The 20,785-nt window shown below is 60.6% G+C and carries 14 protein-coding genes and 1 tRNA gene; 9 read left to right on the top strand and 6 right to left on the bottom strand.

The annotated features are described in order from the left end of the window. The first annotated feature begins 192 nt into the window (after window positions 1-192). The 3 genes from A4R35_RS06860 (at window position 193) to A4R35_RS06850 (ending at window position 1,921) form a co-directional block, all read left to right on the top strand. A tRNA-Val gene (locus A4R35_RS06860) sits at window positions 193-264 on the top strand. A gap of 402 nt (window positions 265-666) precedes the next feature. Continuing rightward, complete coding sequence (locus A4R35_RS06855) at window positions 667-1,311, top strand: protein-L-isoaspartate(D-aspartate) O-methyltransferase (protein WP_112427787.1); 645 nt, start codon at window positions 667-669, stop codon at window positions 1,309-1,311. Between the two features lie 91 nt (window positions 1,312-1,402). Beyond that, window positions 1,403-1,921 (top strand): hypothetical protein, encoded by a 519-nt coding sequence (locus A4R35_RS06850; RefSeq protein ID WP_112427785.1) that lies wholly within the window; start codon window positions 1,403-1,405, stop codon window positions 1,919-1,921. A 196-nt stretch (window positions 1,922-2,117) separates the two neighbouring features. On the opposite strand, the gene A4R35_RS06845 is transcribed toward A4R35_RS06850, so the two are convergent. From A4R35_RS06845 to A4R35_RS06820, 6 genes are all read right to left on the bottom strand, one after another. Next, complete coding sequence (locus A4R35_RS06845) at window positions 2,118-3,788, bottom strand: ATP-binding protein (RefSeq protein ID WP_189361429.1); 1,671 nt, start codon at window positions 3,786-3,788, stop codon at window positions 2,118-2,120. 132 nt (window positions 3,789-3,920) lie between these two features. Continuing rightward, the gene (locus A4R35_RS06840) at window positions 3,921-4,310 is read right to left on the bottom strand and encodes a hypothetical protein (RefSeq protein WP_112427781.1); all 390 of its coding nucleotides are present in this window, start codon (window positions 4,308-4,310) and stop codon (window positions 3,921-3,923) included. A 471-nt stretch (window positions 4,311-4,781) separates the two neighbouring features. Further along, window positions 4,782-7,448, bottom strand: a complete 2,667-nt coding sequence (locus tag A4R35_RS06835; protein WP_112427779.1) for a CDC48 family AAA ATPase — start codon at window positions 7,446-7,448, stop codon at window positions 4,782-4,784. A 262-nt stretch (window positions 7,449-7,710) separates the two neighbouring features. After that, entirely contained in the window at window positions 7,711-8,862 is a 1,152-nt protein-coding gene (nrfD, locus tag A4R35_RS06830) for an NrfD/PsrC family molybdoenzyme membrane anchor subunit (RefSeq protein WP_112427777.1), read from the bottom strand. A 6-nt stretch (window positions 8,863-8,868) separates the two neighbouring features. Further along, a complete protein-coding gene (locus tag A4R35_RS06825) occupies window positions 8,869-9,786 on the bottom strand; it encodes a 4Fe-4S dicluster domain-containing protein (protein ID WP_112434062.1) in 918 nt (305 codons plus the stop codon). A gap of 141 nt (window positions 9,787-9,927) precedes the next feature. Continuing rightward, on the bottom strand, window positions 9,928-13,059 hold the full coding sequence (locus tag A4R35_RS06820; RefSeq protein WP_399358695.1) for a molybdopterin-dependent oxidoreductase: 3,132 nt from the start codon (window positions 13,057-13,059) through the stop codon (window positions 9,928-9,930). A 507-nt stretch (window positions 13,060-13,566) separates the two neighbouring features. On the opposite strand from A4R35_RS06820, the gene ftsH reads away from it, so the two are divergent. The 6 genes from ftsH (at window position 13,567) to ilvC (ending at window position 20,725) form a co-directional block, all read left to right on the top strand. Further along, a complete protein-coding gene (gene ftsH, locus A4R35_RS06815; RefSeq protein WP_317615967.1) occupies window positions 13,567-15,408 on the top strand; it encodes an ATP-dependent zinc metalloprotease FtsH in 1,842 nt (613 codons plus the stop codon). Between the two features lie 18 nt (window positions 15,409-15,426). Beyond that, complete coding sequence (thpR, locus tag A4R35_RS06810; RefSeq protein WP_112427773.1) at window positions 15,427-16,011, top strand: RNA 2',3'-cyclic phosphodiesterase; 585 nt, start codon at window positions 15,427-15,429, stop codon at window positions 16,009-16,011. A gap of 741 nt (window positions 16,012-16,752) precedes the next feature. After that, complete coding sequence (locus A4R35_RS06805; protein WP_112427771.1) at window positions 16,753-17,133, top strand: hypothetical protein; 381 nt, start codon at window positions 16,753-16,755, stop codon at window positions 17,131-17,133. 198 nt (window positions 17,134-17,331) lie between these two features. Continuing rightward, window positions 17,332-19,098: a biosynthetic-type acetolactate synthase large subunit gene (gene ilvB / locus A4R35_RS06800; protein ID WP_112427769.1), complete on the top strand. Its 1,767-nt coding sequence runs from the start codon at window positions 17,332-17,334 to the stop codon at window positions 19,096-19,098. A 40-nt stretch (window positions 19,099-19,138) separates the two neighbouring features. Continuing rightward, complete coding sequence (ilvN, locus tag A4R35_RS06795; protein WP_189361426.1) at window positions 19,139-19,678, top strand: acetolactate synthase small subunit; 540 nt, start codon at window positions 19,139-19,141, stop codon at window positions 19,676-19,678. Between the two features lie 15 nt (window positions 19,679-19,693). Continuing rightward, window positions 19,694-20,725, top strand: coding sequence for a ketol-acid reductoisomerase (gene ilvC, locus A4R35_RS06790; RefSeq protein ID WP_112427765.1), 1,032 nt, complete (start codon window positions 19,694-19,696; stop codon window positions 20,723-20,725). Window positions 20,726-20,785: the final 60 nt, after the last annotated feature.

Raw genomic sequence — 20,785 nt, 5'->3', positions numbered from 1 at the left:
AAAGGCCGCGCCGCCGGCGTCTTTAGCTGGCTGATGAGGCCGCGTGCAAGTACGCTCTGGCACTTGCTGCTGATATCCCCTCTCGCTACTTGACAAGCCCCGCTCGGAGTGCTATAGTAGCTATACCAGAGAGCTGGGTGATAGCCAGAGGCCATGGTAAAGCCGGCGGTCACCACGGTTATGAGAAGTAAAGGGCGCTTAGCTCAGTGGGAGAGCGCTTCGTTCACACCGAAGAGGTCACTGGTTCGAGCCCAGTAGCGCCCACTTTTTTTATGCCCGTTTGTGTTCTGTGAGAGGTATTGTAAGCCTGTAAGCCCGCTCTGCATCCTTCCGCGCTGACTGGTGGCCTGGATCACAGGCTTTTCCGCTCATTGCCGGCCTTTAAGAATAAGAAGAGGCAGCAGATTGTTCCCTGCTCTCCTTGACGTCTGTTTCAACAGGCTTTAGACTCTAAATGGGTACCCTCGCGCGTCTCGTCTTGAAGTGTGCAGCTTAGTCTTCGAAGAAGGCTGAGGCTCTGTGAGCCGACCAGTAGCCGAGGGAGGATTATTTGTGCTGACTGCGCTCTTCCTCTGCGCCTCTCCCTGCCTGGGACATGAGTCTCGTATGTCGTGCCTGATAGAGAAGGCCAGGCCTTTTTCCTTCCTCACTCCGTCCTGAAATGCTATGGCTCGTGATCTTGAGACGCAGCGCCGTTCTCTGCTAGAGAGCTTGCGTAGCGCTGGCATCCATGATGAGCGTGTGCTGGCAGCCATTGAGGCGACGCCGCGCGAACTATTCGTTGATCCCCATCATCGTCAGTGGGCCTATGCTGATCAGGCCCTTCCAATTGGCTGCGGTCAGACCATTTCTCAGCCCCTGATTGTGGCAACGATGACCCAGGCTCTGCAGCTGAGCGGTCAGGAGCGTGTCCTGGAGATTGGAACTGGTTCGGGCTATCAGGCGGCTATTCTGGCACGTCTGGCGCGCTTTGTCGTAACGGTGGAACGCTACCAGCAACTAGCTTGTCAGGCGGCCAGGCGGCTGCTGCAGCTGGGCCTGAGCAACGTTGCCGTCTTTGTAGGAGATGGCTCGCTGGGCTGGCCGGATGCTGCGCCCTATGACCGGATCGTGGTCACCGCTGCGGCTCCGCAGATTCCTCAGCAGCTGGTTGCCCAGTTGGTTGAGGGGGGTATCCTGGTGCTCCCTGTTGGCAGCCATGACCATCAGGAGCTGCTGGTCATACGGCGCACGTTTAGCGGGCAAGAGGTGCATTCGCTTGGTGGTTGTGTCTTCGTGCCGCTGGTTGGCAAAGGAGGGTGGGAAGAATAGCGAAGTCCTGTTGTCGGCAGGCATCTCATGGGCGTACAATACAAACAGAGGTTTCTGGTGTCGCTGTTTACGACGTTCGAGGAGGATGAGCATGCCGGGGATACTGGCCAGTATCCAGCTTCGTTCTCTACCGGGCTTGATTGCCTTTGTGCTGCTCTGGCTGCTGCTGGTTGAGGGATCTCATCTGTTGCTGGCGCTCTTGCGGCGCGATCAGCTGATCGGTTGGGCCATTGGTCCGCTGGGGATCACCACCCTGTTTGTGCGTGAGCCGTCGCGCTTTTATATTGTGCTAGAGGCGCTCCTGCCCGCGCTGGTCTCAGGCAGCATGGTCTATATTGGCTTCTTTACGGCGTTCGGCCCGGTTGCTCTTCCCCATCATCTGCTCTTGATGATTGGGGTGACGCTGGTCGGTGTGCTCATCACCAGCACCGGCGATATTGTGAATGCACTCTGTGATTTGCTCTACCCGCTGTGGGGGGAGGCCCGTGTCTTGCGCCATATTCAGATTTTGCGAGCCAGCTGGGCCACCATCCATTTTACTCCGTTCGGTCGCTCTTACCTGCTGGACCGCTTCCAGGCAACGCCAACCGATCTGTTGAAAGCCTTCTAGGAGAGATGCGTGCCGGTTGGCACGGAGTGGCATGGGAGGAGAGGAGTGGGGAACGCGTGAAGAAAAGGTCGCCGCGCTGGCTGCGAAGTTGCTGGTCAAGCGCTAAAGCTCTCTGTCATGCGTGATGCGAGGAAGAAGTGGCTAAGGCCAGGCGCTGAGGCGAGCTGGACTCCCCGTTCGCGGTCAATCAGCGACGTTACCCTTTCTCGGCTGGGTTAGGGATCCGCGGCAGGCTAAAGTAGAAGGTGCTGCCCATCCCGCTCTGATTGCTGGCGTAGCCGATGCGGCCTCCGTGAGCTTCGACGATAGCGCGGGCGACATAGAGACCCAGACCAATCCCCGAATACTGGCGACTGGCAGCGTTGCGGACGCGATAGAAGCGCTCAAAGATATGATCGAGGTATTCAGGACTGACTCCAATGCCTTCGTCGCTGATGCTGATCAGAAACTCTTCTCCTGCGCTCTCCAGCCGCACTATGACATGTCCCCCTTGGGGCGAGTATTTAATGGCGTTGTCCAGAATGTTGCCAACAACCTGAGCAATGCGCTGGCGATCGGCGATTACCTTGCTGTCCTGTACCTGCAGATCGAGCTGGATGATGTGCTGCTCGGTATTGGCCTGGGCCAGGCGCACCTGCTCGGCTAACAGGTCAGCCAGGTAGAAAGGGGTGTATTGTAAATCCAGACGTCCCCATTGCACGCGCGATAGGTCGAGGAGATCACTGACCAGACGCTCCAGATGCTCGGCCTCGCTTTGTACAATGTAGAGGCTGCGTAGATCGTAACTTTCCGGTAGCTCAGATTGGTCGCGGCCCTCACGCGCCTGCTGGCGCAGACGCCGCTCCAGGCGCCGGACCAGGTGCTGGGTGTAGCCCTTGATGGCAGTCAGCGGCGTCCGCAGCTCATGCGAAACCACCGAGACGAACTCGTCTTTAAGCTTCTCGATCTGCTTGCGATCGGTGATGTCGTTGAGGACCACGACGGCGCCACCGGGCAACGGGTGATGGCTATCCTGGCTCAGTGGGGCCGCGCTGATGCTCAAAGTGAGGGGGACGGTCTCGCCACTTTCACCAATGATCAGCTCCTGGTTCTTGATCGTCTGCCCGGTCAGAGCCTGGTCGACGACGTGGGCCAGTTCGCGTAGCCAGGGTACATTGCTGCGAGCAGCAAGCTGACGGAGAGGCACACCGGGTTCGAGACGGGTATCAATCTCAGCCTGCTGGAAGAGCTGCTCGGCAAAGCGATTGAGGGAGACAATGGCTCCCTGGGCATTGGTAATCAGCAGGGCCTCGGCCATGCTGCTGATGATCAGCTCCAGCCGGCGCCGTTCGAACTCGGCTTCTCGCCAGAGTGCCTGCTCGCGCTCACGCAGACGCATATTCTCCAGGGCGATGGCGGCGTAGTCGGCGATGATACGTGTTAGCTGCAGGAGCTGAGTATCAAAGACGCCCTCGCGCTCATGGAAGAGACTGAGCAGGCCAATGATGCGGTCCTCGACGGCCAGCGGCAGGTGGAGGAAGTCACCGATCTCGCTGCTGCCGACGGTGGTTTGTGGCTCCATCAGAGCCAGGTCGTCGGGGGCGTCGAAATAGGCGGCTACGGCCAGCTCCTCGGGCGTCACATGGGGGAAATCGATGATGTTGGCGGCGCGGGCGATACGCTGGATCATCTCTTGGAGAAAGGAGGAGCTGAGTGGATAACGGGGGATGATAGAGAGTTCAAAAGGGTCGCCATGCTGGCCCTTGAGCAGAATAGCACAGGCGGAGAAACTGTATAACTCTTGTAACGTGGCCAGCAAGGCACGATGGACCTGGAAGCGATCGTTGGCAGCGACGAAGCGTTTCCCAATGGTATTGAGATACTCCATCTCATGGCGAAGAACCGCCAGCCGATCTTCCCCCGATCCTCTGGAAGAGCGGTACGCGCCATCTGGGAGTGTCGACTGAGACTGCACGCTGCTCTTCTCCATTGTTCGCTGCTACGCCAGGCCGTTTTCTGTTTACTGTATGATCGACATATGCTGGAGCTGGCGGGTCACCTCATCGTGAAGCGGAGTAACAATCAGGTCGCCAGTGAGTTCCTTCAAGCCCGCAAAACACTCCTCTAGAAGAGCATTCAAGGCTGCCGTCAACTCCTGCGGAGACTGGCCACCAAGCTGCTCCTGGGCAATCGCTGGAGTAACTTCAGTATATGGGATACGCTCAAGAAAGTGAAGAAATGGGTACTTCTCCGCTACTCGCCGGGCCGCGCCCTGAACGAGGACACGCGTGGTCACTTTGCCCAGGAGAGGCGCGACACGGTCGTCAAGCAGGCGAATGACCTCCAGGTAGGCCGCGACGACCGGTTTCCGGGAGTCTGCAGAGCTGGTGTCTGATGAGTACAGCGACAATGTTGTCTCCCTTCGCTATGCTCACACTCTCCTTTATATTATATCACACGCTAACTATCCCAGTCAGCTAACTTTGATTGGAGTCGAAGTAGTTGTATTGACATGTCTTTGCCTTTGATCCAAGGGAGAAGCAGCCCAGCTTTATCAAGTGTTAATGCGTATGCCTGCTCAATGTATTGAGCAAACACTGCTCAAAAGAGGCGATTGTACTCCCAGCGGGCGTCTCTTCGGCGGCCTGCAAGCGTCCAGTCCTCGCATCAAAGGGAGGCGGCGCCTTGATCATCGGGCCTGGTGCCTCTGATGCATGCCCTTAGCTCCTGGATCGGAAAGAGACCGGACGCCGGAGCAAACGAGGGGAGAGGAAAGAGTGCCTCTGGCAGCTCCCTCGGGGATTCTCCCCTCGTGTCCGCTCTGGCTTTCGTGACGTATGCGTTCTTGCCTGAGAGCGGCTGAATTTGCCCGCGTCTCCTTTCAGGCGGCGGGTGGTGGTGAGCCGGTCTGGGAGCGGCGCGGCAGCAGTCCGAGCAGGCGGGCCAGCCAGAGGCGCCAGCCGCGCAGTACTGGTGGCTGGAGGGCGGTCTGTGGAGAAGCATTCCCGAGGCCGCCGTAGCTGGCGGCCAGGTCGAGCAGGCGCTGTCGAGCCTCGTCGCGACGAGTGCGCTCGGCCTCCAGTCTGGCTTGGGACTGATAGCGCTCTTCCTGTTCAGTGATCGCGCGCAGAAAATGTTCGCGGCGGATAGAGAAGCGGCTCTCCTCTCCGCTTGCCTGAGCTGTCTGGGTGGTGGGGCCGACCGTGTTGGGGGCCTTCGACTTCGACTCCTGCGGCTCCTCGCTGATCTGTACGCGGCCTACTTGTTGCAGACGCGGCTCGATCCAGTCGTGCAGGGCCAGCATGGAGGCGCGACGACAGATCGCTTCAATATCGGCGCCGCTCCGTCCTGGGGTCAGTTGGGCCAGCTCTTCCAGACTGACATCGGACGCCAACGGTTTCCCGCGCGTGTGCACGGAGAAGATCGCCTGGCGATCAGCTTCATCGGGATAGGTCAGCTCGACAATCAAATCGAAGCGACCCGGACGCAGCAAGGCTGGATCAATCAATTCGGGCCGGTTGGTGGCAGCCAGCACAATCACGCCCGTACGCCCCTCGATGCCGTCCAGCTCCGTCAGCAGCTGCGCGATCACGCGGTCTCCAACGTGGTTGTCCAGCTCGGCCCCACGGCGCGGCGCCAGGGCATCGATCTCGTCGAAGAAGATGATGCAGGGAGCCGCCTGCTTGGCACGCTTGAAGATCTCGCGCACACCCTTCTCAGATTCGCCTACCCACTTTGAGAGGAGCTCAGGGCCTTTGATGGAGATGAAGCTGGCGTTGCACTGATTGGCCAGGGCGCGCGCCAACAGCGTTTTCCCGGAACCTGGGGGACCGGCCAACAACACGCCGCGGGGTGGTTCAACTTTAGCCTTGCTGTAGATCTCGGGATAGCGCAGCGGCCACTCCACGCCCTCGGTCAGCAGCTGCTTGGCCTGAGTCTGCCCGCCGATGTCATCCCAGGTCGTTTCACTGACCTCAACATAGACCTCGCGGGTCGTCGATGGCTCAATCTCACGCAGGGCGGCCTGGAAATCGGCCATAGTGATGTTGAGATTCACCAGGGTCTCGAACGGAATATAGCCACTCTGATAGTCAATATAGGGCAGCACGCGGCGGAGCGCGATCATGGCTGCCTCCCGACAGAGCGCCTCCAGATCGGCCCCTACAAAGCCAGGTGTCAGTTGAGCCAGGCGAGCGAAATCAACGTCGTCCGCCAGGGCCGCATCGCGTGTATGGATGCGCAGGATCTCCATACGTCCGTGGAGATCAGGTACGCGCAGGGCTATTTCGCGGTCGAAGCGACCTGGGCGGCGCAGCGCCGGGTCGAGGGCGTTGGGCTGATTGGTGGCTCCAATGACGACAACCTGGCCGCGCGAGGCCATGCCGTCCATCAGGGCCAGCAGTTGACCGACAATGCGGCGCTCAACCTCACCCCCCATTTCGGAGCGGCGTGGCGCCAGGGCGTCCAGCTCGTCGATAAAGATGATGCTGGGAGCGCGCCGCTGAGCCTCTTGAAAGACCTCCCGCAGGCGGGACTCACTTTCTCCGTAAAACTTGTTGATGACCTCCGGCCCGTTGATGACGAAGAAGGCGGCGTTCGTCTCCGAGGCGACGGCGCGGGCGATCAGCGTCTTGCCGGTGCCCGGAGGGCCATAGAGCAGTACCCCTTTGGGTGGTTCCACTCCCAGGCGATCAAAGACCGCCGGGTACTTGAGGGGCAGCTCAATCATTTCACGAATGCGCTGCAGCTCCTTGCCCAGCCCTCCAATGTCTTCATAGCTGACGCGCCCTAATCCGCCGGGGCGACCGGCGCCGCGAGCCTGAGCGCGCACAACCGTCCCAGGCTGAACAATAACTGCTTCGACCTCCGCCCGCTCGTTCTGCTCGGCCAAGGGGGCGGTGGCAGTACCCTCTAGTTGCGAGCGGCGAGAGGGATAGCTGGGTGTAGCGGGCACCGTGCTAATAATCAAAAATTCGCGGCTCGCCGTGCCCGGCAGGTTGAGGCGGAGCAGATCGCCCGTGACCACGGGCAGGCCCACCAGGTAGCGCGCGATGTACTGCAAGTCGCTCTCTTGAATGGGGGCCCCGCGGGTTAGGGGGAGCAGCGTGATCTTCTCTGCCCTCTGCACCCGTGCCTTGCGCACCGTGACGCGCTCGCCCAGGCCGGCATCGCTGTTCTGGCGTACCTGGCTATCCATCTGGATGATGCGCTGTCCGCGTTGCTGCGGTACGCCGGGTAACAACCTGGCGGCGGTAGTCCGCGCGCCGGTGATCATGACAATGTCGCCTGGCTGACAACCCAAAGCCTCGATATCGCGTGGATCGAGACGGGCGACGCCACGCCCGACCTGCATGCCCTCGACGACGACGAACTGCAGACCCTCATCCTGGCTCGCTACAGTCTTCGCTCCTTCGTGCTGCTCTGCCGTGCCCGGTCCTGTGCTGGTGCTCGCCGCTGAGATTTCCCCTTCTGGGTCCAGGCGGCTGGTGATTCTTCCAGTCCCCACGTTGCCGGGCCCGCTGCCACTGTGATGCTGAGGCTCCTCCATTGCTCGGTTCCTACTCTTTCGCTGAAAGATTGCGCTGATGCATGCCGCTGGGGAATGACAGGCTCACCGTCACTGACGTTTCCTCATTACATCTACGCTGCGGCTTGGCTCAGGGTTGGAGATCGCTGGCAGGCCGGGCAAGATAGGGGGTGGCCCGCGAGAGAGATCCTCTCCTGCCTGGCCAGTTTCTCCCCTCGGCGCACCTGGCCGGGCATGGAGAGGTCAGCTGACCAGACAGGGAAAGACAGGGTCTAGTGGTTGGTTAACGAGCAGCGCGGGCATGCCAGAGCGTGGTACGGGCATCGCGGCTGGAGCTATGGCCGGCCTCAATGATCGTGCGGCGCAGAAAATAGCCGCCGATCAGGACAAGGAGCGAGAGCAACAGGCCGCCGAAGCGCACACGACTGCGCTCTGACTGTTGGGTTGCTGCTCCTGCCGTGGCTGCCTCTCCATGAGCGCGGCGTGTCAGCAGCAGCCGTGTCTGGAGTAGCCAGGGCAGCAGCAGGCCACCGATAGCCACAAGGCGCCAGAAGCGAGGTCCGTGCTCCGCAGGTCCGCTACCCACCAGGGCGCGGGCGGCCCGTCCAGAGCCGCGCAGGAAAGCCAAGAGAGCGAGCAGCTCGCTCAGGAGCGCACCCCACTCCAGACGCTCCAGTTTGTGCAGAGCAGCGGCAGGTGCAGCACTGAGGCGTAACACGAGAGCAATCAGCGCCGAACTGGTAGAGATGGCTGACGAGATGAAAACTGCGCCGAGCATCTTGCTGCGCGACCAGAGCGGGATGCTAGTGGTAGCCAGGAGAACCCCCGTGTAGCCTCCCAGGAATAGCGCGAGAACCATGCCTGGGAGAGCCAGCAGGCGCTGAGGCAGGCGAGCCAGCCAACGCGCTCCCCACCAGCGACCCAGCCACTGGTCCCGCGCGGCCTGAATCAGGGCGCTCAGCCCGCTGAAGAAAGAGAAGCTCACCAGGCACCAGACGCCCATCGACATGGGTGAGCGCACCTTAAACATACGCAGCATATTCAAAAAGCGCTCAGGACGTCCGAGATCCTTGATCAGCAGCAACGGGCACGGGAGCAGAGCCAGCAACGAGAGATAGTAGCCAGTGCGCCGCGTGGCTCGATCCTCGGCGTTGCCAAAGAGCGCCGCCAGGCTGGCAATGAAATAACAGCCAGCGGCCAGCCCCCCCAAGAAAAAGTACCAGACGATTTCCCAGCGCCAGACTGGCTCTTTAAGGGCGGGATAGTCGTAATATGTTGGCTCTTGCTGCTCGCGCTCAGGGTCAGGATGATACCCTGTACTAAGTGCAGCCAGGCGCTCCATCCAGCCATTGCCGCTAGAGATCTGCCCGAGCCGTTGCGCTAGTGCCTGGCCTGTCGCAAGCCAGGTGGAAAAGCTATGCCTCTCTAACCGCATCGCTCATCATCGCCTCCTAAACGAGAAGATTCCGAACAGACCCAGCACTAACGCCATCAGTGCTGTCCAGAAAGAAGCGGGCAGGACATGCTTACTGGGACGAGACGGGTCTTCGGGCAGATTGTAGACAGCAGGCTCATCGAGCAGCAGGAAGAAAGCGTGAAGGCCGCCTTCCAAAATGGTATCGTCGGCGCCATAGAGACGGGCCTCACGCAGGCCGCGCTCATGCAGCTGGGCCAGGCGAGCCTGAGCCTGTTGGCGTAGCTGATCGACCGGGCCGAAGACGATCGAGTCCGTCGGGCAGACCTTGGCGCAGGCCGGCTCCAGACCATCCTTCAGACGATCGTAGCACAGCGTGCACTTGCGCGCGGTTCCCCCCAAGGCATCGCGGGCAATCACACCAAAAGGACAGGCGACCACGCAATAGCCGCATCCATTGCAGACGTCCTGCTGCACATAGACAGTATCGAATTCGGTGCGAATAATCGCCCCGGTCGGACAGGCTTCGAGGCAGGGAGCGTTGGCGCAATGCTTGCAAACGTCGCTCAGCATCAGCCAGCGATCGGGATTGAAGAAAGGCAACTCTGTGGGGGCTGCAGCCGTTTCCTCAGCGCCGCGTCCATCATGGTCGCCCTCCTCGTGACGCCCGATGCGTTCAATAAAGAGCACGTGACGCCAATTGATGGCGTTCAGCTCGCGCGTATTATCATAGCTGGTACCTGCCCAGACCGGTTCACGAGCAGGAAGCTGGTTCCACTGCTTACAGGCAATTTCACAGGCTTTGCAGCCGATACACAGGCTGGTATCGGTGAAGAAGCCCACCGCTGTCTGTGGGGGCAGCGGTTCCTCCTTGCGCAGCGGCTCCAGCAGGGTGCGCAGCTGCTTGAGCACTCCAGGCAGGGGTCTCGCTGCTTCAACCGCCATGATCTTTTCTCCTTTGTTGCCAACGTGCCAGAGCGGCGGCAGCATCTGGCGCAGAGGCAGACCACTGGCTTTGGGAAAGTTCGCCGTCGGTCTGCCCACACTAGTCACTGAGGCCGGCATGCCGTGCCGCTCTGCGAGCGCTTAGCTTCTGCCTCGCGCTGGACGCACATCGCACAGGAAGGCTTTCGCCTCCTCAATGCTGACGTTGGGTTCAAGCACCATGTGCGTCAGATCGTTCGTGATGCTACCAGTGGCCTTGCCCTGGAAGCCCCAATGGAAAGGCAACCCGATCTGATGGACAATGCGCCCATTGAGACGCAGCGGACGCAGACGGCGCGTCACCAGGGCACGGGCCTGGATCTCGCCGCGGGGAGTGCTGATAATCACCTGGTCGCCGTGGCGAATCTGGCGTTCTGCGGCCAGCTCTGGGCTGATCTCCACAAAGAGAGCCGGCTGGAGGGCGTTCAGCCAGGGCAGCCAGCGCGTCATCGGCCCGCTCAGGTGATGCTCCGTCAAGCGGTAAGTAGTAGCCACGATCGGATAGCGCTCGTCGCCGACCGCCGCCAGTCGGTTGTCGGGTCGGTCGCGGTAGTAGCGAGCCGCAGGATTGCTCTGACGATGGTAGAGCGGGTTGGTGATCGGCGCCTCTGCCGCCTCATAGTGCGTCGGAAGCGGGCCATCCTTGAGGCCAGTCGGTGCAAAAAGCCAGCCCTTGCCGTCAGGCTTCATGATGAAGGGGTCGCTGCCAGAGTGGGCATCGATCCCGGTAGCGCCCGGCGGCGGCGTATAGTCTGGTGGCTTGCGCAGCGGGAAGTCGGGGACATCGTAGCCTGTCCACTGTCTGCGCTCCTCGTCCCACCAGATATACTTTTTGCGCTCCGACCAGGGGCGACCCTGGGGATCAGCCGAGGCCCGGTTGTAGAGGATACGACGGTTAGCCGGCCAGGCAAAGCCCCAATTGGGGAAGGTATAGCCGGAAGGATCGCGGGAAGCTGCGCGGTTTCGCCCCGGCTCTGGGTATACTCCGCTATAGATCCAGGAGCCACAGGCCGTACTCCCATCAGCCTTCAGAACCGTGAAATCAGGCACATGGGGAGCCTCGCGCAGACTATGCTCCTTCCCGTCGGGGGTACGCGCATAATAGCCGTTGATCTCCTTCAGCACCAGCAAGGCATCTGGCTCATCGAGAATACGTGAGCCAGGCTCGGGCGTCTCGCGCTCGTAGTCCCAGGTCAGGGCCTTGATAGGCAGATCGCGCTCGTGGGGACTATCGGCGTAGAGCGCCTTCAGGCGTTTGCCCAGATGGTAAACAAACCACAGATCGGAGCGCGCATCGCCAGGGGGATCAACAGCCTTATCTCGCCACTGCAGCAGGCGCTGCGTATTCGTAAAAGAACCCTCTTTCTCCGTGGAGGCAGCGGCAGGTAACAGGAAAACCTCGGTCTTGATCTGCCTGGGCTCAACCACCTCGCCCTCTGGCCCACGGTACCAGAAAGCCGCCGACTCGACCTCGTAGAGATCGCGGACCACCAGCCAGTCAAGCTGAGCCAGCGCCTTACGCTGCATGCGGGCGTTCGTGCTCCCGGCGGCGGGATTCTGACCGAAGAGGAAGTAACCGCGCACCTTTCCATCGAGCATCTCGTAGCTCGTGGCCAGATGAGAATGGTCACCGATGATCTTGGGCAGGAAGCGGTAGCTGCGCTCCCCCTCTTCCTCGTCGGCATAGGAGCCGTACCAGGCTTTCAACAGGCTGCGGATATAGGCTGGTAGATTGGCCCACCAACCCGTTTTCTGCCCGACCGCGGCGATATATTCGGCCAGCGTCTGCTGCGAAGGACCAACCGGCCTCATCTCCTCGCCGGCAACCGGTGCCTGCACCTCCTCGGACCGCGGGCGCCTGGTTCCCGGTCCAGGAGCGAGCAGCGCCGCAGGTTGTGGCATATAGCCAGAGAGCAGATCGTAGAGAGTCGGCACGTCGGTTGACCCCTGGATCGAGGCATGGCCGCGCAGGGCCATGACCCCACCGCCAGGACGCCCGATATTGCCCAGCAGCAGCTGAAGCATGGCCGCCGTACGGATAATCTGCACGCCTTTCGATTGCTGCGTCCAGCCCACGGCGTAGCAGATGGCGCTCGTGCGCTCGCGCCCTGAATTGGCGATCAAGGTATCGACCACTTGCTGCCAGAGCGCGCGTGGCACTCCACAGACCTGCTCGACCAGCTCAGGAGTATAGCGCGCATAGTGGCGACGCATGATCTGGTAAACGCAGCGCGGATGCTCCAGCGTCGGATCGCTCAGCGGACGGCCATCGGCGTCGCGTTCGTAGTCCCAGCTTGTCGGGTCGTAGGTGCCGGTCTCGGGATCATAGCCAGAGAAGACCCCATCGAGGTCCTCGGCATCGCGAAAATCCTCACGGATCAGGGTCGCAATATTCGTGTAATGCAGTACATATTCCTGGAAGAAAGCCTTCTGCTCCAGCAGGTAGCGAATAATAGCCCCCAGGAAGACGATATCGCTCCCTGCGCGAATGGGCACATAAAGGTTGGCGAGCGCGGACGTACGTGAGAAATGCGGATCGATGTGGATGACCTTGGCGCCGCGCTCTTTCGCCTTGACAACATTAGCGAAGGCCACCGGATGGGCTTCCGCCATGTTGCTGCCCATGATCAAAATGCAGTCGCTATTGACAAGATCTTGTGGGAAGGTCGTGGCCCCGCCACGCCCAAATGTGGTGCCCAGACCGGGCACTGTGGAGCTGTGTCATATACGGGCCTGGTTCTCGATGGAGACGATACCCAGAGCGCCCGTGAAGAGTTTCTTCATCAAATAGTTCTCTTCTACATCGAGCGTGGCACCGCCCAGCGAGGCAATGGCCAGAGTATGATTGACCTCCCGCCCATCGGGGAGACGCTCAACAAAGGTCGCATCGCGCGTCTGCTTAACGCGCAGCGCGATCTGCTCCATCGCCCAATCAAGGGACTTCTCCTCCCAGTGATCGCTGTAGGGGGCACGATAGAGCACGCGCGTCAGGCGGCTAGGATTCACGGTGTACTGGAAGGTAGCTGCCCCTTTGGGGCAGAGCGTCCCGTGGTTGATAGGACTATCTGGGTTCCCTTCAATATCGAGCACCTGGCCATCTTTCACATAGACATTGAGGCCGCAGCCCACAGCGCAATAGGGACAGACGCTGTGAACCACGTGTGCGTCGCGGATGCGAGGCCTCTTCTGGCGGCTCTCTGCGCTGAAGGGTTGGCGCTTGGAGCCGATCTCCAAAGCCTCATCGGCGACCTCTTGGAGCGTCTTTACCAGCAGTGGCAGCGCTGCAGTTGCTTCTTCTGCTTCTTCGCGCTTCCTGGATGACATAGGATCTTTCCTTTCCGTTCCATCTCCCGCGAGTCGTTCGTCGAGCTGCTCAGACACACTGAGTAGTGTGGCACGCTGCTGTCTTCGGCATCTTCAGCGTCGTTGGTGCCTCCGACCCAGGAACAGAATCATTATGACACGGGCCGGGAGCGATTTCCAGTCCCATCAGAAAGAACCTCTCGCGCCGTGCCGGAGGCTGGGTGGCCGGGAAAATAGGCCTGGCCCGATCAGGCCAGATCCGTGGTGGCTGGCCTTCCCCTGGTACAATCAGCTACAGTCTTGCTAAACCGGGCTGTAGCAGGCTATAGTAATCACATATTTGAACCGATCTAAAACACTGAGAGCTACTTTGATATACTCTGGGGCAACATAACCCGCTCTGGAGGTAGATGTTGTAATTAAGGATTTGAAGGATGCATGGATAGGTCTCCTGAGCACAAGCACGAATCATCGTCGAAAAACAAGCGGCGCTTCTCTTTGAGGACTTTCTGGAAGAAGAACCCGTGGCTGCGTTTGCTTCTACCACTTATCTTAGTAGGAGCAACGCTCTTTGTCTTGCTGAGTGTGCGCGTTGTGCGCAGTCCCTTCGGTGGAGCAACCACGCACGAAGTGCCGATCAGCGCTTTGCTCGACATGGCTGACCATCACCTCCTCCGGAGTGCCCTGATCAGTGGTAGCGATGTCTACGCGCGCGATCGGAGCGGTCAGCAATACCATGCCTTGAAGGAAGAGGGGCAGACGCTCACCGACCTCTTGCGACGGGACGGAGTCACCGTGACTGTCGATAATGGGCAGCATACGAGCTGGGAGCAAGGGCTGGCCTATCTCTTCTTTGTGGCTCTCGTTGTGGGAGGAGCCTTTTTCCTCCTGCGCCGTGTTGGTCCTGGGGCCTCGGCCCTGCCTTTCGCCCGCTCGCGTGCACGGCGCTTTCACGAGAGCCGTCCCTCCATTCTCTTCAAAGATGTTGCGGGCGTTGAAGAGGCCAAAGTCGAGCTAGAAGAGATCGTCGAATTTCTCAAGCAGCCCGAGCGCTTCCGGGTCATGGGCGCCCGTACACCGCGTGGAGTCTTGCTCGTGGGCGCGCCTGGCACGGGCAAGACGCTGCTGGCGCGGGCTGTTGCCGGTGAGGCGGGCGTGCCTTTCTATAGCGTCAGCGGCTCTGAGTTTGTCGAGATGTTCGTCGGCGTTGGCGCTGCGCGTGTGCGGGATCTCTTCCGTGAGGCCCGGGCTCATGCTCCCTGCATCATCTTCATTGATGAGATTGACGCCGTTGGTCGCCAGCGTCACGCCTCGGCGGCCAGCGGGAACGATGAACGGGAGCAGACGCTCAATCAGCTGCTCGTCGAAATGGACGGCTTCGAGAAGAACAGCAGCGTGGTAGTGATCGCCGCCACCAACCGGCCCGATGTCCTCGACCCTGCTCTCCTGCGCCCAGGCCGCTTCGATCGGCAGATAGTCCTGGATAAGCCGGATATTCGTGGGCGTCTGGCAATTCTGGAAGTGCATGCTCGTGGTAAGCCCCTGGCGGAGGACGTTGATCTGCAGCGCGTTGCGCGCCAGACGGCAGGGTTCTCAGGGGCCGACCTGGCCAATCTCCTCAATGAGGCTGCCCTACTGGCGGCTCGTCGACACCGTGAAACCATCGGCGATGCCGAGCTAGAGGAGGCGATTCTGCGGGTAATGACGGGGCCGGAGCGTAAGAGCCGCGTGATTACAGAGGCCGAAAAAGCCATCATTGCCTATCACGAGGTAGGCCACGCCATTGTGATGCGCTCGCTGCCCGGCGCTGACCCAGTGCGCAAAGTAACAGCCATTGCCCGTGGTATGGCCCTGGGTATTACTCTCCAGGCCCCGCTGGAGGACCGCTATCTCTTGCGGCGCTCTGAACTGCTGGCGAAGATGGCCGGGGCTATGGGGGGACGTGCCGCTGAGGAGTTGATTTTCGGCGACATCACGACTGGGGCCAGTCAGGATATCGAGTATGTGACGGAGCTGGCCCGGCGCATGGTCTGCGAGTTCGGCATGAGCGCCCTGGGGAATGTGGCCCTCAAGATGAGCGAAGATGGCGCTGCCCTGATTAGCCCCGAGATGGCGGCGCGCATCGATGCCGAGGTCGCGCGCCTGGTGGAGGAAGCTCACCAGACGGCCCTTGAGATTCTCCGCCAGAAGCGTGAGAAGCTGATTGCTATCGCTGAGCGCTTGATCGAGGTTGAGACCATCGATGGTGAGGAGCTGGATGCCATGCTCTTTGCCGCGTGAGGGGAACGATTTCCGGCAATGACACGCACCTTTCTTGCTCTCGATCTGAGTCCAGAGCTACAGAAGTTTCTAGAACGAGCTATCGCGCGTGGCACGCATCTTTTGCCTGCGGCGCGCTGGGTTGAACCAGTCTCGTTGCATGTGACGCTGGCTTTTTTGGGGGAATTGAGCGATGAGCAACTGGCCCAGGCAATTGAGGCCGGGGAAGCCGCGGCGCGTCAGGTGCCCCCTTTTAGCTATCGCCTAACAGGGCTTGGTACTTTTGGGTCCGCGCGGGCCCCGCGCGTCGTCTGGATGGGTCTTGAGGATGCGTCGGGACGGATGCAAGCCTTGCAGCAAGTGCTGATGCGTGAACTGCAGGCGCGAGGGTTCCCGCCCGAGGAGCGACCATTTTCGCCCCATTTAACGCTCGCGCGCCTCAAGAGGCCGCTCTCCCGTGAGGAGCAGCAGGCTTTGCAGCGCTTGCTCTACGAGATCCGTGTGCCGGCTTCGCTGCCAGAGCACACAGTAGAAACCCTGGACGTGATGAAGAGCGAGCTGTCGCGAGCGGGGGCGCGCTATAGCTATCTGTATCGCGCCCGCCTCGCGACGCCAGAGGAGTAGCTAGCAGCAGGGGCTGGGTCGTTCCAGAACTGGCTGGGTGAAGTGTTGGAAAAAGCCGCCTCCACCGCTGGCAACTGGCTAATCTCTACGTTCGTTCCTATCCGGCCTGACCCACTCTTGTGCCTGGTCATCTCTTTGCAGGGGACCGCAGGAGAAGAGGAGGCTGGTCTGTCACCTGGCTGCTGGCCTCTCTCGTCGCTGCCCATAACAGGAAAAAAGAGGTTCCAGGCCAGCCTCCAACCTCCTTTGAAGACGCTCTTGGCTTCTACCAAGAGGGGCAGAAAGTGATTCAGGGGTTGACAAACTCCTGCGAGTGGTGTATCCTCTCAGACAGCAGGACCCGCTACGAAGATGTGGCTCCGAAAGGGTGGTCAGGAGAGAAGGGAAGAAGAGCAGGTACGGGGTTCGCACGACAGCCTGGCAACGGCGCCCGCAGTCAATTACCTCCGAGACGCTGCACATGCTCTTGACGCTCTCTCTTTGTTGCAGGCTGGCCCGGCAGCAAGATAAGAGCCGGCTGACGGTAGAGAAGAGCGAGTAGAGCAGGTTTGAGGCAACGGTTCGCCTCTAGCCCTGAAACGTCTCTTGCAAGCAAGTAGTGATCTCTCTAGACACTGAAAAGGTTGTTTCGCGCGGAGGGTATCTTTCCCTCCTCTAAGCTGAGCAATCGCGCGGAGCGAAAGAAGTACGCATACTGTGCGCAAAGGCAGTGAGATTCTCTGAGAGAAGGAGCCAGTGAGCATGTCAGCAGCGTGTCGCACCGGCAACCAGCGGGCCGAAGCAATGTCCTGGGCTGAACAGTCCGCAATGGGCTGTTGCTCTGCGGCTAGCGCTATGCGCGGCGAGATGGGGCATGCTGCGACTATGACGGCTGCCGCCGCTATGGCCGCTGCTATGATGGCTGGTCACCTCCTCATTCTGAAAATCGGCGTCTTGACGCCGATTTCTTTATTTATTGCTCCTCTAGCTATTGCGATTACCTCCACGCTCCTCCTTGTAGGGCTTGTGCTGCTTATTGGCCTTAGCCTTACCCTTAGCGGGTTGGTAAGCCTTACGGGCCTTAGCCTTAGCCTCGTAACGCTTACCACGGGCCTTACGCCTGGCACGCCGAGAGGAGAGTAGCGGGAGCAACGAAGCAACCCGATCCAGCGCAGGTAACCTAACGAGGGCCTCCCGGCAGGGCGGTTCCTCGTTTTTTATTGCTTGCAGGGCGTTTCGCAGCGATCTCACTTGCATTATCTGGTCTCAAGCGTCTATCACAAGTCGAATCGAGTCTAGCGAGCTATGCAGGGACGCCCCTAGGTTAAGGAGGAAGGTAGTATGACAACAACTGCGACGGTTACTCAGGAGTCAGGAGATGCCCGTAGGGCCAGTACACATGCCACTGATGAGGCACGTGAGCTGGCAGGTAGTCATATTCTCTGCGAGGCCCTGGTGCGTGAGGGCGTAGAGCTGCTCTATGGCTATCCGGGTGGTGCGATCATGCCTTTCTATGACGCGCTTCCTGCCTATCCTCGGCTGCATCATGTACTGGTGCGTCATGAGCAGGCCGCCGCCCATGCCGCCGATGGCTACGCGCGTGCCACCGGCAAGGTGGGCGTCTGCGTGGCTACCAGTGGTCCAGGCGCCACCAATCTGGTGACCGGCCTGGCCACCGCTTACATGGACTCAACGCCGGTGGTCGCCATTACGGGCCAGGTGGGTCGTCCCTTCATCGGACGCGATGCCTTCCAGGAGACCGATGTTCTTGGCCTGACCCTGCCCATCACCAAGCACAACTTCCTGGTCAGGCGTGTCGAAGAGCTGGCTGATGTGGTGCATGAGGCGTTCCAGCTCGCCCGTAGCGGGCGCCCCGGTCCCGTGCTGATCGATGTCCCCAAGGATGTCCAGTTCGCCAAGACCGTCTATCGTCCCGCTGCTTCCGTGCGCTCGATCGAACTCTACCGCGCGACGCGCGTGCCCCAACCAGCCCCCGAGGCCATTCAGCAGGCCGCACGCCTCATCGCTCAGGCCCGCCGCCCAGTCATTATGTCTGGTCATGGCGTCATCCTTTCAAATGCCTATAGCGAGCTGCGCGCCCTGGCCGAGAAGACCAACATTCCGGTGATCACCACCCTGCTCGGTCTAAGCGCCTTTCCTGTCGATCATCCGCTCTTCCTGGGCATGCCAGGGATGCATGGGCCAGCCTTTGTGAACCGCGCGATTGGGGTCACCGACCTGATCATCGGCGTTGGCCTGCGCTTTGACGATCGTGTGACCGGCAAGGTGAGCGAGTTTGCTCCCCAGGCCCAAATCATCCATATCGACATCGATCCGTCGGAGCTGAACAAGGTCAAGCCGGCTATTGTGCCCATTCTGGCCGATGCCAAGGCAGCCCTGGCGGCTCTGGCCGAGGCCGTTGAGCCTGGCGATCACCGCGAGTGGCTCAGCGAGCTGCGCCAGTGGGAGGCTGAGGAGCAGGAGCGTGCTCGCCGCCTGAGCCGTCCTGTGCCCTATCCCACACCGACCGATATCCTGGATGCCATCTACGAGGTCACCGATGGAGAGGCGATCGTGGTCAGCGATGTGGGCCAGCACCAGATGTGGACGGCGCGCTTCTATAAGTGGACCCACCCCAACAGCCATATTACCTCTGGCGGCCTTGGCACGATGGGCTTCGCCCTGCCGGCGGCGATGGGGGTCAAAATGGGGCGACCCGAAGCCACAGTCTGGGTGGTGGCCGGCGACGGTGGCTTCCAGATGAATATCCAGGAGCTGGCGACGCTCCGCGATGAGGGCGTCGAGATCAAGGTGGCCATCATGAACAACGGCTACCTCGGTATGGTGCGCCAGTGGCAGGAGTTTTTCCACCAGCGCAACTACTCTGAAACTCCCATTAGCAGCCCGGATTACGTCAAGCTGGCCGAAGCCTACGGCCTGACCGGTATGCGGGTAGAGCGGCGCGAGGAGGTCCAGGCCGCCGTGCAAAAGGCTATGCAGACGCCTGGTACGGTCATTATCGACTTCGCGATCGAAGCCGAGGCCAACGTCTACCCGATGGTGCCACCTGGAGCCGCCATCACCGATATGATTATCGAGAGTGAATAACCAGCAGGTTGTGAGGATAGACGGAAGGATGGGATTGAACATGACGGAACAGGCTGTCATCTCAGCGCGTGCTGGGCAGGCAGATATTCCCCCAGGAAGCGCGCGCCTCTACACCCTGGTGCTGCTAGTCGACGATCGCCAAGGGGCTATTGATCGGGTGGTCAACGTACTGCGCCGACGACGTGCTAACATGCGTACCCTCGTCGTCGGACCGAGCGAGGAGGCCGGCGTGGCCCGGGTCACCGTGGTCGTCGATGATGCCGAGGTCGGCGTCGAGCACCTCAGCGAACAGTTGCGCAAGATTGTCGACGTTCGTCAGGTGCTCCTCTTCCCGGCGGGGCAGGCTATCGAACGTGAGCTAGCGCTGGTCAAGGTCAGCTGTACCACGGCCAACCGCCGCGAAATCATCGAACTGGGCCAGCACTTTGGCGCGCAGGCGGTCGATCTGGCCCCTGAAACGCTCACATTGCAGGTTACCGGCAGGGGTGAGCAGGTGGAGCAGCTACTGGAGCGGCTCCAGCCCTATGGCATTCGCGAACTGGCGCGTAGCGGTTGTCTGGCAATTGCGCGCGATGAATAGGAGGAGATGCAATCAATGGCGAATATCTACTACGATGCTGATGCCAATCTTGAGCTGATCCAGGGCAAGCGTGTGGCAGTCATTGGCTATGGAAGCCAGGGCCACGCCCACGCTCTCAACATGCGCGACAATGGCTGTAATGTCGTAATTGGCTTGCCGGCAGGCAGCAAGAGTCGGGAGAAAGCCGAGGCCGATGGGCTGCAGGTCATGGCGACCGCTGACGCGGCGGCGCAGGCCGACATCATTATGCTGCTGATCCCCGATCAGTACCATCGCGAGGTCTTTGAGCGCGATATTCGTCCTGGCCTGGCCCCAGGCAAGATGCTGATGGTCGCCCACGGCTTCAGCATCCATTATTCGCAGATCGTACCACCTGCCGATATTGACGTGGCGATGGTTGCCCCCAAAAGCCCCGGGCATATGATGCGCCGCCTCTTCACCGAAGGCGTGGGCGTACCGGCCCTGTGGGCCGTCCATCAGGATGCTACCGGCCAGGCCGAAGCCCTCACGCTGGCTTATGCCCGCGCCGTTGGCTGCACACGTGCCGGCGTATTGCGCACGACCTTCGCCGAGGAGACTGAGACCGATCTCTTTGGCGAGCAGGCTGTGCTCTGTGGCGGCGTGACGGCTCTGATCCGCGCCGGCTTCGAGACGCTGGTGGAGGCCGGCTATCAGCCCGAGGTGGCCTATTTTGAGTGCCTCCATGAGATGAAGCTAATCGTTGACCTGATGTACCAGGGCGGCATGAGTTATATGCGCTACTCGATCAGCGATACTGCCGAGTACGGCGACTACGTCTCTGGTCCACGCATCATTAATGAGCAAGTGCGTAACGAGATGCGCAAGATCTTGCGCGAGATTCAGGATGGCACCTTTGCGACCCGCTGGATTCTGGAGAATCAGGCTGGGCGCCCGGCTTTCCAGGCCATGCGCCGCGCCAACGCGCAGCACCAGATCGAGCAGGTCGGCAGCGAGCTGCGCGCGATGATGCCCTGGCTCAAGCCTGTAGACAAGCGGCCTGAGATCACAGGGCCAACGAAGAAGTGAGGAAAGGAGCAGCCTGAGCTGGCTCGCCGGTGATGAGCCAGCTGGCCTGGCCGCCGGCGC

Source organism: Thermogemmatispora tikiterensis, assembly GCF_003268475.1.
In the GTDB taxonomy this organism is placed as follows: Bacteria; Chloroflexota; Ktedonobacteria; order Ktedonobacterales; family Ktedonobacteraceae; genus Thermogemmatispora; species Thermogemmatispora tikiterensis.
This window is presented reverse-complemented; position numbering and strand designations above follow the sequence as displayed.

What these genes read in the sequence shown, in the direction of transcription:
- ftsH (WP_317615967.1), top strand. Translation starts at nt 13,567, where the DNA reads ATGGATAGGTCTCCTGAGCACAAGCACGAATCATCGTCGAAAAACAAG.
- A4R35_RS06845 (WP_189361429.1), bottom strand. Translation starts at nt 3,788, where the DNA reads ATGGAGTATCTCAATACCATTGGGAAACGCTTCGTCGCTGCCAACGAT.
- ilvB (WP_112427769.1), top strand. Translation starts at nt 17,332, where the DNA reads ATGACAACAACTGCGACGGTTACTCAGGAGTCAGGAGATGCCCGTAGG.
- A4R35_RS06850 (WP_112427785.1), top strand. Translation starts at nt 1,403, where the DNA reads ATGCCGGGGATACTGGCCAGTATCCAGCTTCGTTCTCTACCGGGCTTG.
- A4R35_RS06805 (WP_112427771.1), top strand. Translation starts at nt 16,753, where the DNA reads ATGTCAGCAGCGTGTCGCACCGGCAACCAGCGGGCCGAAGCAATGTCC.
- A4R35_RS06835 (WP_112427779.1), bottom strand. Translation starts at nt 7,448, where the DNA reads ATGGAGGAGCCTCAGCATCACAGTGGCAGCGGGCCCGGCAACGTGGGG.
- A4R35_RS06855 (WP_112427787.1), top strand. Translation starts at nt 667, where the DNA reads ATGGCTCGTGATCTTGAGACGCAGCGCCGTTCTCTGCTAGAGAGCTTG.
- ilvC (WP_112427765.1), top strand. Translation starts at nt 19,694, where the DNA reads ATGGCGAATATCTACTACGATGCTGATGCCAATCTTGAGCTGATCCAG.
- A4R35_RS06825 (WP_112434062.1), bottom strand. Translation starts at nt 9,786, where the DNA reads ATGGCGGTTGAAGCAGCGAGACCCCTGCCTGGAGTGCTCAAGCAGCTG.
- thpR (WP_112427773.1), top strand. Translation starts at nt 15,427, where the DNA reads ATGACACGCACCTTTCTTGCTCTCGATCTGAGTCCAGAGCTACAGAAG.
- nrfD (WP_112427777.1), bottom strand. Translation starts at nt 8,862, where the DNA reads ATGCGGTTAGAGAGGCATAGCTTTTCCACCTGGCTTGCGACAGGCCAG.
- ilvN (WP_189361426.1), top strand. Translation starts at nt 19,139, where the DNA reads ATGACGGAACAGGCTGTCATCTCAGCGCGTGCTGGGCAGGCAGATATT.